The sequence below is a fragment of the Mammaliicoccus sp. L-M44 genome, from assembly GCF_022386355.1.
Classification (GTDB): domain Bacteria; phylum Bacillota; class Bacilli; order Staphylococcales; family Staphylococcaceae; genus Mammaliicoccus; species Mammaliicoccus sciuri_A.
In genome coordinates, this window is sequence record NZ_JAJNIU010000020.1 from 1 (window position 1) to 14,545 (window position 14,545).

General features: G+C 33.8%; 18 protein-coding genes. All 18 read left to right on the top strand.

The genetic code is table 11. From position 1 onward, the window contains the following. Positions 1-205: 205 nt before the first annotated feature. The 18 genes from LQ611_RS10880 (at position 206) to LQ611_RS10965 (ending at position 14,532) form a co-directional block, all read left to right on the top strand. Entirely contained in the window at positions 206-1,636 is a 1,431-nt protein-coding gene (locus LQ611_RS10880) for an aldehyde dehydrogenase family protein (protein ID WP_103361558.1), read from the top strand. A 214-nt stretch (positions 1,637-1,850) separates the two neighbouring features. Continuing rightward, complete coding sequence (rho, locus tag LQ611_RS10885; RefSeq protein WP_025904466.1) at positions 1,851-3,167, top strand: transcription termination factor Rho; 1,317 nt, start codon at positions 1,851-1,853, stop codon at positions 3,165-3,167. A gap of 109 nt (positions 3,168-3,276) precedes the next feature. After that, positions 3,277-3,531, top strand: coding sequence for a type B 50S ribosomal protein L31 (locus LQ611_RS10890; protein ID WP_025904467.1), 255 nt, complete (start codon positions 3,277-3,279; stop codon positions 3,529-3,531). Positions 3,532-3,649: 118 nt separating this feature from the next. Next, positions 3,650-4,249, top strand: coding sequence for a thymidine kinase (locus tag LQ611_RS10895; protein ID WP_025904468.1), 600 nt, complete (start codon positions 3,650-3,652; stop codon positions 4,247-4,249). Then, entirely contained in the window at positions 4,242-5,318 is a 1,077-nt protein-coding gene (prfA, locus tag LQ611_RS10900; protein WP_037589786.1) for a peptide chain release factor 1, read from the top strand. The genes LQ611_RS10895 and prfA overlap by 8 nt, the downstream gene beginning before the upstream one ends. Then, on the top strand, positions 5,305-6,159 hold the full coding sequence (prmC, locus tag LQ611_RS10905; RefSeq protein WP_107572980.1) for a peptide chain release factor N(5)-glutamine methyltransferase: 855 nt from the start codon (positions 5,305-5,307) through the stop codon (positions 6,157-6,159). Before prfA ends, prmC begins: the two co-directional genes overlap by 14 nt. 90 nt (positions 6,160-6,249) lie before the next feature. Then, the gene (locus LQ611_RS10910; RefSeq protein ID WP_107572981.1) at positions 6,250-7,296 is read left to right on the top strand and encodes an L-threonylcarbamoyladenylate synthase; all 1,047 of its coding nucleotides are present in this window, start codon (positions 6,250-6,252) and stop codon (positions 7,294-7,296) included. Beyond that, positions 7,293-7,709, top strand: coding sequence for a low molecular weight protein arginine phosphatase (locus tag LQ611_RS10915; RefSeq protein ID WP_107572982.1), 417 nt, complete (start codon positions 7,293-7,295; stop codon positions 7,707-7,709). Before LQ611_RS10910 ends, LQ611_RS10915 begins: the two co-directional genes overlap by 4 nt. A gap of 86 nt (positions 7,710-7,795) precedes the next feature. Next, positions 7,796-8,233, top strand: coding sequence for a ribose 5-phosphate isomerase B (rpiB, locus tag LQ611_RS10920; RefSeq protein WP_025904473.1), 438 nt, complete (start codon positions 7,796-7,798; stop codon positions 8,231-8,233). Beyond that, the gene (locus LQ611_RS10925) at positions 8,230-8,754 is read left to right on the top strand and encodes a TIGR01440 family protein (RefSeq protein WP_048540920.1); all 525 of its coding nucleotides are present in this window, start codon (positions 8,230-8,232) and stop codon (positions 8,752-8,754) included. The genes rpiB and LQ611_RS10925 overlap by 4 nt, the downstream gene beginning before the upstream one ends. Before the next feature lie 24 nt (positions 8,755-8,778). Then, positions 8,779-10,020, top strand: a complete 1,242-nt coding sequence (locus LQ611_RS10930) for a serine hydroxymethyltransferase (RefSeq protein WP_103361551.1) — start codon at positions 8,779-8,781, stop codon at positions 10,018-10,020. 22 nt (positions 10,021-10,042) lie between these two features. Continuing rightward, a complete protein-coding gene (gene upp, locus LQ611_RS10935) occupies positions 10,043-10,672 on the top strand; it encodes a uracil phosphoribosyltransferase (RefSeq protein WP_025904476.1) in 630 nt (209 codons plus the stop codon). Positions 10,673-10,694: 22 nt separating this feature from the next. Beyond that, on the top strand, positions 10,695-11,831 hold the full coding sequence (gene wecB / locus LQ611_RS10940; RefSeq protein ID WP_037589782.1) for a non-hydrolyzing UDP-N-acetylglucosamine 2-epimerase: 1,137 nt from the start codon (positions 10,695-10,697) through the stop codon (positions 11,829-11,831). 162 nt (positions 11,832-11,993) lie between these two features. Further along, complete coding sequence (locus tag LQ611_RS10945; protein ID WP_058612666.1) at positions 11,994-12,344, top strand: ATP synthase subunit I; 351 nt, start codon at positions 11,994-11,996, stop codon at positions 12,342-12,344. A gap of 30 nt (positions 12,345-12,374) precedes the next feature. Next, positions 12,375-13,097, top strand: coding sequence for a F0F1 ATP synthase subunit A (gene atpB, locus LQ611_RS10950; RefSeq protein WP_025904479.1), 723 nt, complete (start codon positions 12,375-12,377; stop codon positions 13,095-13,097). A gap of 53 nt (positions 13,098-13,150) precedes the next feature. Beyond that, positions 13,151-13,369, top strand: a complete 219-nt coding sequence (gene atpE, locus LQ611_RS10955) for a F0F1 ATP synthase subunit C (RefSeq protein ID WP_016998905.1) — start codon at positions 13,151-13,153, stop codon at positions 13,367-13,369. A gap of 99 nt (positions 13,370-13,468) precedes the next feature. Then, positions 13,469-13,993, top strand: a complete 525-nt coding sequence (locus tag LQ611_RS10960) for a F0F1 ATP synthase subunit B (RefSeq protein ID WP_048540915.1) — start codon at positions 13,469-13,471, stop codon at positions 13,991-13,993. Beyond that, positions 13,993-14,532, top strand: coding sequence for a F0F1 ATP synthase subunit delta (locus tag LQ611_RS10965; RefSeq protein WP_025904481.1), 540 nt, complete (start codon positions 13,993-13,995; stop codon positions 14,530-14,532). Before LQ611_RS10960 ends, LQ611_RS10965 begins: the two co-directional genes overlap by 1 nt. Positions 14,533-14,545 lie beyond the last annotated feature (13 nt).

The window sequence follows — 14,545 nt, forward strand, 5'->3', positions numbered from 1 at the left end:
GTAGTACATTTGGCTGATCTTCTCAGTGCCCTTTTAGGGCTGGTCAGTAATAGAGGCTTATAGCCGCAGAACAAACCACCCGTTAAACGGGGGGTTTTGATTTTGTTTGAAATTTAAAATATTCAATTCTCAAACAGATTATTTTAATTATGACTATCATCCATACTATAATAACCAATGTAACAAATAAAGGAGTAGATAATTCATGAGACAAGATATCAAGCAATATATAAATGGCGAATGGGTTGAAAGTCATAGTGGACAAACATTAGATGTTATTAACCCTGCTACAGAAGAAGTTATGGGTAAAATTGCTGCAGGTAACAAACAAGATGTTGATGACGCTGTAGCTGCCGCTAAAAAAGTGTACGTGAAATTTAGAAATACTTCTTTAGAAGAAAGAAAAGCTTTATTAGAACGAATTGCAGATGAATATGAAAATAGAAAAGAAGATTTAATAGATGTAATGACGGATGAGCTTGGCTCACCAATTGAAAAATCAGAATCTGTTCATTATCAAATGGGCTTAAATCATTTTAGAGAAGCAAGTAAAGCGATCGATTCAATTCAATTTGAAGAACGTCGTGGTGATGATTTAGTTATTAAAGAAGCTATCGGTGTTTCTGGATTAGTAACACCATGGAACTTCCCAACTAACCAAACATCATTAAAATTAGCTGGTGCATTTGCTGCAGGTTCACCTGTAGTCTTAAAACCATCTGAAGAAACACCATTTGCAGCGATTATTTTAGCTGAAATATTTGAAAAAGCTGGCGTGCCTAAAGGTGTGTTCAACTTAGTAAATGGTGATGGCCAAAGTGTTGGTGATCCATTAAGTTCACATCCTGATGTACGTATGATGTCATTTACGGGTTCAGGTCCAACTGGTAGAAAAATCATGGAAAACTCAGCTAAAGACTTCAAAAAAGTATCATTAGAGCTAGGTGGTAAATCACCATTAGTAGTGTTAGATGACGTTGATATCGAAGAAGCAGCTAAAGGTGCAGTTGCTAAGTTCGTACAAAATACTGGTCAAGTTTGTACAGCAGGTACACGTACATTAGTACCAGAAAGTATTAAAGATGAATTTATCGCAGCAGCTAAAAAAGCAATTGAAAATGTTAAAGTTGGTAATCCTAGAGAAGCTGGCCAAGATGCAGGTCCAGTTGTATCTAAAAAACAATTTGATACAGTTCAAAGCTATATTCAAAAAGGTATCGATGAAGGTGCAACATTATTACATGGTGGTGTTGGTAAACCAGACGGTCTTGAAAAAGGTTACTTCGTTAAACCAACATTATTTACTGATGTAACTAATGATATGACAATTGCTCAAGAAGAAATCTTTGGTCCAGTAGGTACAATTATTACTTATAAAGACTTAGATGAAGCAATTGAAATTGCAAATGATACAATTTATGGTTTAGCAGCATATGTATATGGTAAAGATTTAGAACGTGTAAGAGAAGTTGCTAAATCATTAGAAGCAGGTACTGTGGAAATTAATGACGCAGGTAGAAAACCTAATTTACCATTCGGTGGTTATAAACAATCAGGTATTGGTAGAGAATGGGGCGACTATGGAATTGAAGAATTCTTAGAAATTAAAGCAATTCCTGGTTATTTTAAAGAATAGTAAAATTACAAAATACAATATATTTTTAAGACTGAAACATTTCGATGTTTCAGTCTTTTTATATGATAGTTATAATTGAATAAAAAGTGAAATATTTTAACATAATTTATATATAACTTATTTTGTCATCTTCATAAAAAAATGCTATAGTTTAAAGGCAGATTATAAATCTGATAAAAATGAATGAGATTTTTAAGAAATGGGTGTCATAAATATGGCTGAAAGAGTTAGAACAAGTCCTCAGTATGAATCGTTTCACGAATTATACAAGAACTATACAACTAAAGAATTAACATCAAAGGCAAAAGAACTAAGAATAACAAATTATAGTAAATTAAATAAAAAAGAACTTGTCTTAGCAATTATGGAAGCTCAAATGGAAAAAGACGGCAACTATTATATGGAAGGTATCTTAGATGATATTCAACCTGATGGTTATGGCTTTTTACGTACTGTTAACTATTCTAAAGGTGAAAAAGATATTTATATATCTGCTAGCCAAATTAGACGCTTTGAGATTAAAAAAGGTGACAAAGTAACTGGTAAAGTTAGAAAACCTAAAGAAAATGAAAAGTATTACGGATTGTTACAAGTTGACTTTGTAAATGATCAAAATGCAGAAGAAGTTAAAAAAAGACCACACTTTCAAGCGTTAACTCCTCTATACCCACAACAACGTATCCAATTAGAAACTACAAGTAAAAATTATTCAACTAGAATCATGGATTTAATTACGCCAATAGGTCTAGGACAACGTGGAATGATTGTAGCACCACCTAAAGCTGGTAAGACATCATTACTTAAAGAAATAGCAAATGCTATCGCAATTAACCAACCAAAAGCGAAATTATTTGTATTATTAATTGGGGAACGTCCAGAAGAAGTAACGGATATTGAACGTTCTGTTGAACAAGCTGAAGTCGTTAACTCAACTTTTGATGAGCCGCCAGAACATCATGTTAAAGTGGCTGAATTACTACTTGAAAGAGCTAAACGTCTTGTTGAAATCGGTGAAGATGTCATCATATTAATGGATTCATTAACAAGATTAGCTAGAGCATATAACTTAGTCGTGCCACCAAGTGGTAGAACATTATCAGGTGGTTTAGATCCAGCATCACTTCATAGACCTAAACATTTCTTCGGAGCTGCTAGAAATATTGAAGCGGGTGGTAGTTTAACAATATTAGCGACTGCATTAGTTGAAACAGGTTCTCGTATGGACGATATGATTTATGAAGAATTTAAAGGTACAGGTAACATGGAACTTCATTTAGATCGTAAATTGTCTGAGAAGAGAGTATTCCCTGCAATTGATATTAGAAGAAGTTCAACACGTAAAGAAGAATTGCTTTTAGATAAAGAAGAACTTGAAATGATTTGGCAACTACGTAATTTATTTACTGATTCAAATGATTTCTCTGAAAGATTTATTAGAAAGTTAAAACGCACGGATTCTAACGAAGAATTCTTTGAAGTTTTAAGAAAATCTATGGTCGATAGTGCCAAGACTGGTAAACCGATTATATAAATTTAAGGTTGCATTTTAATTCTTCAACATATATAATATGTAAGTATTGAGTGAATAAGTCACAAATAAACTCTGTTCCAGATGGTTCAGGGCAAAGGAGCTGAAAAAAATGAAACAAGGAATTCATCCAGAGTATAATAAAGTTATCTTTTTAGATACAACTACAGACTTCAAATTCTTAAGTGGTTCAACACGTACTTCAAATGAAACTATGGAATGGGAAGATGGAAACGAATACCCAGTTATCCGTTTAGATATCTCTTCAGATTCACATCCATTCTATACAGGACGTCAAAAATTCGCATCTGCGGATGGTCGTGTGGAACGCTTCAACAAAAAATTTGGTTTCAAATCAAACAACTAATTATGAAGCGAATCAAGCATCCTTTTATAAAGGGTGCTTTTTTTTGTAAAAATTAATAAATAAGTAAAAATAATATGATATAATTAAGCGATTATGTTGAAAAAGGTGGATAAGTAATATGTACGAAAATTACCATTCCGGATGGATAGAATGTATTTGCGGAAGTATGTTTAGTGGTAAGTCTGAAGAGCTTATAAGACGTCTGAGAAGAGGTTTATATGCGAAACAAAATGTAAAAGTATTTAAGCCATCTATTGATAATCGATATAGTGAAGAAGCTGTAGTATCTCATAATGGAAATCAACTTGATGCAATCAGCATAGAACATTCTAGTCAAATATTAAAATATGATTTACAAGGCATCGATATTATTGGAATAGATGAAGTCCAATTTTTTGATAATGAAATCGTAAGCGTAGCACAAAAATTAGCAGAAGAGGGCTATCGAGTTGTTGTAGCTGGATTAGATATGGACTTTAAAGGTGTGCCATTTGAACCAATGCCTGAAATGATGGCAGTTGCGGAAATTGTTACAAAATTACAAGCGGTATGTGCGGTATGTGGATCTCCATCAAGTCGAACACAAAGACTTATAAATGGTGAACCAGCACATATTGATGACCCGATTATATTAGTTGGTGCAGACGAAAGTTATGAACCAAGATGTAGAGATCATCATATAATTAGAACTGAAATAAGGAGTGATATAAATGTTTGATCAATTAGAAATTGTTGAAAATAGATATGAACAATTAAATGAATTACTTAGTGATCCGGATGTCGTTTCGGATACAGACAAGCTAAGAAAATATTCAAAAGAACAATCTGACTTACAAAAGACAGTTGATGTATATAGAACTTATAAATCTGTTAAAGGTGACATTGAAGATGCGAAATTAATGTTAAACGAAACAACAGATAAAGAAGAACAAGATATGTTGAAAGAAGAAATTAACAGTCTTACTAAACGAGTACCTGAATTAGAATCTGAATTAAAATTCCTACTTATTCCTAAAGACCCTAACGATGATAAGAACGTTATTATGGAAATTCGTGGCGCAGCGGGTGGAGATGAAGCGGCTATTTTCGCAGGTGACTTATTCAGAATGTATTCAAGATTTGCTGAAGCACATGGCTACAAAATTGACGTCGTTGAAGAAAATATTAGTGACCATGGTGGCTATAAAGAAGTCAGCTTTTCTATTCAAGGAAACGGTGCATTCAGTAAACTTAAATATGAAAATGGCGCACACCGTGTACAACGTGTACCAGAAACTGAATCAGGCGGACGTATTCATACTTCTACAGCAACAGTTGCAGTATTACCTGAAGCTGAAGATGTTGAAATTGATATTAGAACAGAAGATTTAAAAATAGAAACTTACCGTTCTAGTGGTTCAGGTGGTCAGCACGTCAATACGACAGACTCAGCTGTACGTATTACGCATTTACCAACTGGTATTGTTGCGACATCATCTGAAAAATCTCAAATTAAGAACCGTGAAAAAGCATTTAAAGTATTGAAAGCCAGAGTTTACGATATGATGGTTCAAGAAGAAAATGCTAAATACGCTGAAAAAAGAAAGTCAGCTGTTGGTACAGGAGATCGTTCAGAAAGAATTAGAACGTATAACTATCCTCAAAACAGAGTAACTGACCATCGTATTGGATTAACTTTACAAAAGTTAGATCAAATTATGGAAGGTAAAGTTGACGAAATTATCGATGCATTAACGTTGCACGAACAAACAGAAAAATTGGAAGAATTAAATAATGGCCAATTATAATTTTCAACAGTTACTAAATGAAACTTATGATGGATTATCAGCACGAGGGTTTGAAACCTCTCGTGCTGATTGGTTATTAGAGGATATTTCAGGCATGTCTAGAACGCAAATTGCCATGAATTTAAATCAAAATGTACCTGCTAATATTTTAGATGCTTACTTAAAAAGTAGAGAACGTATGTATGAAGGTGAACCTGTACAGTATATTGCAGGTTTTGCAGAATTTTATGGTAGAAAGTTCAAAGTAAACCAACATGTATTAATACCTAGACCTGAAACAGAAGAACTTGTCTATCAAACATTACAGATGATACAGAGCGAACAAGTAGTCGTATGTGATATAGGAACAGGTACAGGTGCTATCGCAATTACATTGAAAAAAGAGCGACCTGATTTATCTGTTATCGCAACTGATATTAGTGAAGAAGCATTATTAATTGCCCAAACAAATGCATCAACACTTGAAGCACCGATAGAATTTCTAAAAGGTAAATCTTTAGAACCATTGATTAAAGAAAATATTAAAGTGGATGTACTCGTCTCAAATCCACCGTATATTTCATATGAAGAACAAAAAGAAATGTCTGATACTGTCTTAAATTATGAACCACATTTGGCTTTATTTGCAGAAGATGATGGCTTAGCGATCTATAAAGATATTATTCTAAATTTAGAACACGTTATGTCGGATAATGGACTCGTCATTTTTGAAATTGGCCATTTACAAGGTGAACTATTAAAAGACTTTATTGAAACCCATTTGAATGTTGAACATGTAAAAATCATTCAAGATATAAATCAAAACAATCGTATGATACAATTTAATTGGAATAATCAATAGAAGTTATGCACATTTAACGGGAGTTATCCACGTTGTGTGGATAACTTTTGTTTTAATACAATAAATGCTTTAAAGAAGGGAAGAAATGCATTGGAAACAAATGTTTGGGATGTGCGCAAGTATGTTCATAACTTACAAAGTTATCCACAAATTGATGAGATTATTGCAGGATATCATCAAAATAAATTGATTGCTTTACCAACTGAAACGGTATATGGATTAGGCGCTAATGCAAAAAATGAAGAAGCGGTTAAAGAAATATATGTAGCAAAAGGTAGACCGTCTGATAATCCACTTATCGTACATATACATGATAAATCTCAATTAAATGATTTCACGCAAAATATATCTCAAGAAACTGAAATTTTAATGGATGCTTTTTGGCCAGGGCCAATTTCATTTATTGTTCCTTACAAGTCAGGATTTTTAAGTGATCGTGTTACGGGTGGATTACAATCTGTTGCTGTACGTATGCCAAGTCATCATGTCGGTAGAGCAGTTCTACAATTAACAAATTTACCGATTGCGGCACCAAGTGCAAACATTAGTGGACGTCCTTCACCAACTAAATTTGAACATGTTAAACATGACTTGGATGGAAGAATATATGGCATCATTCAAGCAGAAGATATTGATGAAGGTATAGAAAGTACTGTAATAGATTGTACAAGTTATCCATTTAAAATTGCACGACCTGGTTCTGTAACAATAGAAATGATTAATAAAGTTCTGCCAAACAGTGTTATTAACGAAAAGTTAGATTTGGAAAAGCCAATTGCGCCAGGTATGAAATATAAACATTATGCACCTTCACAACCTGTAACATTAATAGAAGGTGGTATTACTAAACAAATGAGTTTGTCAGATAATACTTCTAAAAAGATAGCAGTAATAGGTCCTAAAAGTATTGAGCCATTAATCACAGAACAAATGACTTTTATACCGCTTGGTAGAGATATTTCGGATATAAAAGGTGCACATCACGATTTGTATGATGCTTTGCGAATAGCAGATCAACTTACAAACATTGATGAAATTTATATAAGTGGCTACGAAAGAAATGACGATACGATCGCATTAATGAATAGAATTGATAAAGCAAGTGGTCACAATATTAAAGGAGAAGATGAATTGTGAAAATAGTTTTTGTATGTACAGGCAACACTTGTAGAAGTCCATTGGCTGAAGCGATAGCCAAAGATATTAAACCTGAATATAATATTCAGTCTAGAGGCATTTCAGCTTTTGATGGGACACCAATATCTCCGCAATCAATGGAAATCATCTTTAAAAATGATTTGCCAATACCTGATACTGCTAAACAATTTTCTGAGCAAGATTTAGATGCTGATATTATCTTAACTATGACTGAATCTCATAAAACGATTCTAGAATCGCAATTTACACATCACAACATTCATTCAATAAAACAATACGTAAGAGGCGAAAAAGGAGATGTTTCAGATCCTTTTGGACAGTCACAAATCATTTATCAAAATACTTACGAAGAATTGAGAGCACTAATAGAAGATTTATTACAAAGTAATTAAGAATTCAAATAATTTGCAGAATTGCTATAACAGACATAGAAAATAAGTTATAATATTATAGTATAAACAAATTGGGAGGTGGGAAGATGAAAGTAGCTATTGCAGCAGACCATGGTGGCTATGAATACAAAGAAGCAATCAAACAATTACTTGATGAAATGAACATTGAATATAAAGATTTTGGTACACATAAAGGTGAGTCGGTAGATTATCCAGATTATGCAAGACCAGTATCTGAAAGTGTTGCAGATGGAACGTTTGATAAAGGAATTTTGATTTGCGGAACTGGAATTGGTATGTCTATCGCTTCAAATAAAGTAAAGGGGATTCGTTGTGCACTTGTGCATGATGTTTTTACTGCTGAAGTGACGAGACAACATAACGATTCTAATGTATTAGCAATGGGCCAACGTGTTATAGGTGAAGGTTTAGCACTTCTCATCGTCAAGACTTGGTTGACAAGTGAATTCGAAGGCGGTAGGCACCAAAGACGTATAGATAAGATTGAAGGCGGTTGTTCATGAAAGAAGATTTAAAACAATTGTTGAATGAACTAAAGTCTATTGATTTTTTTAACAATCAAGAACTATGCATCATTGGGTGTTCAACTTCAGAAGTTAAAGGTTCAAAGATAGGTTCAGATGGTTCGATTGATGTTGCTAAGGTTATATATGAAAGTCTTGATTTTATACATAAAGAGACAGGTGTTCACTTTGCGTTTCAAGGTTGCGAACATATTAACCGAGCTATAACAATCGAGCGAGAAATATTTGATCCTTATACAATGACTGAAGTATCTGTTGTACCACAAGCCAATGCTGGAGGTAGTTTGTCAACTTATGCATATCAACACATGAAAGACCCAATAGTTGTTGAACACATTCAATGCGATAAAGGTATTGATATTGGTCAGACACTAATTGGTATGCATTTAAAGCACGTCGCAGTACCTGTATCAATTGAAACTAAGCGCATTGGAGAAGCTATTGTTACAATAGCTAAGAGTCGTCCTAAATTAATAGGCGGCGAAAGAGCAAAGTATTAAATTCTTAAAAGTGAGGGATTGTACATGTCATTAATTAAAAAGCAAGACGAAGAACTTTTCAAAGCAATGGAAAAAGAGTTTGATAGACAAAATAATAATATCGAACTTATAGCATCAGAGAACTTTGTTTCTGAAACAGTAATGGAAGCACAAGGTTCTGTATTAACTAACAAATATGCAGAAGGTTACCCAGGTCGTCGTTATTATGGTGGCTGTGAATACGTTGATATCGTTGAAGATTTAGCACGCGATAGAGCTAAACAACTTTTCGGTGGAGAACACGTAAATGTACAACCTCATTCAGGATCACAAGCAAATATGGCTGTATATTTTGTGGCTTTAGAACCGGGTGATACTGTACTTGGAATGAACTTAAGTCATGGTGGACATTTAACTCATGGAGCAAAAGTTAACTTCAGTGGTAAGTTATACAACTTTGTAGAGTATGGTGTTTCTGAAGAAAATGAACAAATTGACTATGAAGAAATCTTGAGAGTTGCAAAAGAAGCACAACCTAAATTAATCGTAGCAGGTGCTTCAGCTTATCCAAGACAAATTGATTTTAAGAAATTCAAAGAAATAGCAGATGAAGTTGGCGCTAAATTAATGGTTGATATGGCTCATATCGCTGGTTTAGTTGCAGCAGGTTTACATCAAAACCCTGTTGATTATGCTGACTTTGTAACAACGACAACACACAAAACATTAAGAGGACCAAGAGGCGGTATGATTTTCTGTAAAGAAGAATATGCTAAAGAAATTGATAAAACAATTTTCCCTGGTATTCAAGGTGGTCCATTAATGCATGTTATCGCTGGTAAGGCAGTTTCATTTGGTGAAGCATTACAACCAGAATTTAAGGAATATCAAAAACAAGTAATTAAGAATGCTCAAAAATTAGCAGCAACTCTAGAAGACGAAGGTTTAAGAATTGTATCAGGCGGTACTGATAATCATCTTATCTGTGTAGATGTTAAAGGTTCTCTTGGCATTACTGGTAAATTAGCTGAGAATGCTTTAGATGAAGTTGGTATTACATGTAATAAGAATACAATTCCATTTGATCAAGAAAAACCTTTCGTAACAAGTGGTATTCGTTTAGGTACACCAGCAGTTACATCTCGCGGATTTGATGAGGAAGCAGTTGAAGAAGTAGGTAGAATAATAGCACTTGTGCTTAAAAATCCAGAAGATGAACATACATTAAAAGAAGCACATGAACGCGTATTATCACTAACTTCTAAGTTTCCACTTTACAACAAATAAATATTTACTGGAGGCTAGACTTATGGGTAAAGTACACGTTTTTGATCATCCATTAATTCAGCATAAATTGAGTTATATTCGTGATCGTAAAACTGGCACTAAAGAGTTTAGAGAGCTTGTCGATGAAGTCGGTATGCTTATGGCGTATGAAGTTACGAGAGATTTTGAAACACAAGATGTTGAAATCGAAACACCCGTAACTAAAATGAACGCTCAAAGATTATCTGGGAAGAAATTAGCACTTATTCCTATTTTACGTGCTGGCCTTGGAATGACAGATGGTATTATGAAACTCGTTCCAGCTGCTAGAGTAGGACATGTAGGGTTATATCGTGATCCAGAAACTTTAGAAGCGGTAGAATATTTTGTGAAATTACCACAAGATATTGAAGAAAGAGAAATTATTGTAGTAGATCCTATGCTTGCTACAGGTGCATCAGCAATCGAAGCGATTCAATCATTGAAGAATCGTGGAGCAAATAAAATACGTTTTATGGGCTTAATTGCTGCACCTGAAGGGGTTAAAGCATTACAAGAAGCACATGAAGACGTAGATATTTATATTGCTGCATTAGACGAAAAATTAGATGACCATGCATACATTACACCTGGTTTAGGTGATGCAGGTGATCGATTATTTGGCACTAAATAGATAATAGGAGGATTTTATTACAATGAAGAAAATTATGACGATATTTGGTACGCGACCTGAAGCTATTAAAATGGCACCTTTAGTTTTAGAATTAAAAAATGATCCGGAGTTACAACCAATTGTTGTTGTAACAGCGCAACATAGAGAAATGCTAGATTCAGTTCTAGAAACATTTGATATTACACCAGATTATGATTTGAATATTATGAAACAAGGGCAAACACTTTCAGAAGTAACATCAAGAGTATTAGGTGGACTTGAAAGTGTTATTCAAGAAGCTAAGCCAGATATGATATTGGTACATGGAGATACAACGACTACTTTTGCAGGCAGTTTAGCAGCATTCTACAATGAAGTTGCAATTGGCCATGTAGAAGCAGGGTTAAGAACTTGGAACAAATATTCTCCATTCCCAGAAGAAATGAATCGACAAATGACGGGGGTCCTTGCTGATTTACACTTCTCACCAACTGATCAGTCTAAACATAATTTACTTCAAGAAAATAAAAAAGACGAATCTATTGTTGTGACAGGTAATACAGCTATAGATGCGTTATCAACTACTGTAACTGACGATTATGAAAGTGAAATTATTAAACGTCACGAAGGTAAACGCATCGTGCTATTAACTGCGCATAGACGTGAAAACATTGGTAAACCGATGGAGAACATTTTTAAAGCTGTTAGACAAATTGTTGAAGAGCATGAAGATGTTGTTGTCGTTTATCCAATGCACAAAAATCCTAAGGTTAGAGAAATTGCTAACCAAATATTGAGTGATCATGATCGTATAGAATTGATTGAACCTTTAGAAGTTATAGATTTCCATAACTTTGCAGCTAATTCTCACTTGATCTTAACAGATTCAGGTGGTGTTCAAGAGGAAGCACCTTCATTAGGTAAACCAGTACTTGTCTTAAGAGATACGACTGAGAGACCTGAAGGCGTTGAAGCTGGAACGTTGAAACTTGTAGGTGTAGAAGAAGAGAACATCTATAACGAAACTAAAGCGTTATTAAATGATCAATCATTATATGAAAAAATGAGCATCGCTCAAAACCCTTATGGGGATGGTCTCGCTTCTAAGAGAATATGTGAAAATATTAAATATTATTTTGATATTCTGAAAGAAGCACCGGAACCATTTAGAACAAAATAATTAAAGTGGTGGTTTGTGTCAATTCTGTGACAAAAAAATGACGAAAATTTGTTTTCTATTTTTGTCATAGCATTGACACTATAAGTCCACTATATTATCATGAAAACTGTGTGATGAAACGGTTTTCAAAGATATGCCACTTATCTAAGGAGTTTCAGCTGAATGTTTGATATAAAGGGCTTTTTTAAGTCTTATTTACAGTATTTTATTTTCTTTATTATTATTCTAGTTGTAGTGTATTTCTTCTTGAAACATGAGTTCATTTTAGGACTTATTATTGGAACAATAGCATCAGCTGTTAACTTGTTTTCATGGGAAGTTTACCTCAATCGAGCTAAAAATGCTGAATCATTACAATTATCAACAGGAAACTGGGTCAGATATCTTGTGACAATCGTTGCTTGCTGTTTTTGGCTTAAATATCCACTAATCGTTGATATTATCGGGATTTTATTTGGATTGATGATAGCATATGTATTAATTATGTTTAAATCACTGAAAAGTCTCGATTAAATAATTAAAATTGTGAAAAGAGGTGAAGATATGGAACACGAATCACCTATGTGGTCCATCAATTTGGGAGGATTTGATTTAGTTTTCAATCTTTCAAGTATGTTAATGTTGTTAGTTTCTGCAGTTATCGTCTTTGTAATAGCTGTTGTCTGTACTAGGAATCTAAAAATTAGACCTACTGGTAAACAGAACTTTATTGAATGGGTATTTGACTTTGTAAAAGGTATTATCCAAAGCAATATGGCATGGAAAGACGGAGGAAGATTTCACTTCTTGGCGGTTACACTTATATTCTTCATATTTGTATCAAATATGTTAGGATTACCGTTCTCAATTGTTGTAGGACATACACTATGGTGGAAATCACCTACAGCAGATCCAACAGTAACATTAACGTTAGCAACATTGATGGTTCTTTTAACACATTACTATGGTGTTAAAATGCGTGGTACTGGCGCGTACTTGAAATCATTTGTACAACCAGTAGCATTTATGGTGCCATTCAAAATTGTTGAAGAATTTGCTTCAACATTAACGCTTGGTCTACGTTTATACGGTAATATATTCGCAGGTGAAGTATTACTTGGTTTATTAGCAACATTAGCAGCTGGAGGCGTTTTAGGCGCATTCGGTGCAGTTTTACCAGCGATAGTATGGCAAGGATTCTCAATATTTATTGGTTCAATTCAGGCTTACATATTCGTAATGTTATCAATGGTTTATATGTCCCATAAAGTGGCAGACGATCATTAATATATAATTTTAAAAAAACAATTAATATTTTTATTTCTAGGAGGAAAATTATAATGAGTTTAGGTGTATTAGCAGCAGCAATCGCGATTGGTTTAGCAGCATTAGGAGCAGGTATCGGTAACGGTCTTATCGTATCAAGAACAGTAGAAGGTGTTGCACGTCAACCAGAAGCACGTGGTCCATTAATGACAATCATGTTTATCGGTGTTGGTTTAGTTGAAGCCCTTCCTATCATTGCAGTAGTAGTAGCATTCATGGTAATGAATCGATAAGCTAAAATATTTTTAGAACAGGCGGAGTCTATCTAAAAAGGATTTCGCCATTCATTTATGAGATGTTATTCATCTTTAATTGCAGTGAAAGGAGTGTAGTTGGCAGTGGATCAAAACGTATTAGTTTTAGGAGCAGCAGGTGGCGGTGTCGAATGGGGAACAGTCTTATTTACATTGATCACATTTATTATCCTGCTTGCCTTATTAAAAAAGTTTGCTTGGGGACCATTAAAATCAATTATGGATGAGCGTGAGAACGCTATTAATAAAGATATTGATGATGCTCATGAAGCAAAAGTAAACGCTAAGAAATTAGAAGAAGAAAATAGAAATCTATTAAGAAAAACTCAAGAAGAAGTACAAACAATTCTTGATGATGCGAAACATCAAGCTAAAGTACAACAAGAGCAAATTATTAATGATGCAAATGTTAAAGCAAATGGCTTAGTACAATCAGCTCAAGCAGAAATTCAACAAGAGAAACAAAGAGCTATTGCAGATATTAATAATAGAGTTTCAGAACTTTCTGTATTAATTGCTTCTAAAGTAATCAATAAAGAAATCTCTGAACAAGATCAAAAAGACCTTGTTGAAAAATACATTAAAGAGGCAGGGGATAAATAATGGCGAATATTAGTCAGAAATATGCCCAAGCCTTATATGATGTAGCTGAAGCGCAAGATTTAACAGACAGCGTCTTAGATGAACTTACTCAAGTAGCAGAAAGTGTTAAAGAACAAATTAGTGATTTAAAAGCAATTGATAACAATCCTAAATTAGCAAAAAACGACAGACAACAATTTGTTGACAATGTATTTAAAGGTGCTTCTAAACCTTTGTTAAACACATTATACCTACTTGCTAATAACAGTAAATTGTCACTAATTCCAGAAATTCATAAAGATTTTAGCAAAATATACAATCAGGTACATAGCCAAGATTTAATGAAAGTTGAATCTGTGTATCCTTTATCTAATGAAGAATTAGACGAAATTGGTAAAGCATTTATTAAAAGAACAGGTTTGAAAAAACTTATTTTAGAAAATCAAGTTAATGATTCTTTAATTGGTGGTATTCGTGTTTCCATAGGTACTAAAGTATACGATGGTTCCATTCAGAATGACTTAAATCAATTAGCAAAATCATTTCAACAAATGAAATAATATTAAGGAGTGA

Bases quoted from the DNA above. Each gene is read 5' to 3' on its own strand.
- rpiB (WP_025904473.1), top strand. From the start codon at position 7,796: ATGAAAGTAGCTATTGCAGCAGACCATGGTGGCTATGAATACAAAGAA.
- LQ611_RS10880 (WP_103361558.1), top strand. From the start codon at position 206: ATGAGACAAGATATCAAGCAATATATAAATGGCGAATGGGTTGAAAGT.
- prmC (WP_107572980.1), top strand. From the start codon at position 5,305: ATGGCCAATTATAATTTTCAACAGTTACTAAATGAAACTTATGATGGA.
- LQ611_RS10930 (WP_103361551.1), top strand. From the start codon at position 8,779: ATGTCATTAATTAAAAAGCAAGACGAAGAACTTTTCAAAGCAATGGAA.
- wecB (WP_037589782.1), top strand. From the start codon at position 10,695: ATGAAGAAAATTATGACGATATTTGGTACGCGACCTGAAGCTATTAAA.
- prfA (WP_037589786.1), top strand. From the start codon at position 4,242: ATGTTTGATCAATTAGAAATTGTTGAAAATAGATATGAACAATTAAAT.
- upp (WP_025904476.1), top strand. From the start codon at position 10,043: ATGGGTAAAGTACACGTTTTTGATCATCCATTAATTCAGCATAAATTG.
- LQ611_RS10965 (WP_025904481.1), top strand. From the start codon at position 13,993: ATGGCGAATATTAGTCAGAAATATGCCCAAGCCTTATATGATGTAGCT.
- LQ611_RS10925 (WP_048540920.1), top strand. From the start codon at position 8,230: ATGAAAGAAGATTTAAAACAATTGTTGAATGAACTAAAGTCTATTGAT.
- LQ611_RS10945 (WP_058612666.1), top strand. From the start codon at position 11,994: ATGTTTGATATAAAGGGCTTTTTTAAGTCTTATTTACAGTATTTTATT.
- LQ611_RS10890 (WP_025904467.1), top strand. From the start codon at position 3,277: ATGAAACAAGGAATTCATCCAGAGTATAATAAAGTTATCTTTTTAGAT.
- LQ611_RS10895 (WP_025904468.1), top strand. From the start codon at position 3,650: ATGTACGAAAATTACCATTCCGGATGGATAGAATGTATTTGCGGAAGT.
- rho (WP_025904466.1), top strand. From the start codon at position 1,851: ATGGCTGAAAGAGTTAGAACAAGTCCTCAGTATGAATCGTTTCACGAA.
- atpB (WP_025904479.1), top strand. From the start codon at position 12,375: ATGGAACACGAATCACCTATGTGGTCCATCAATTTGGGAGGATTTGAT.
- atpE (WP_016998905.1), top strand. From the start codon at position 13,151: ATGAGTTTAGGTGTATTAGCAGCAGCAATCGCGATTGGTTTAGCAGCA.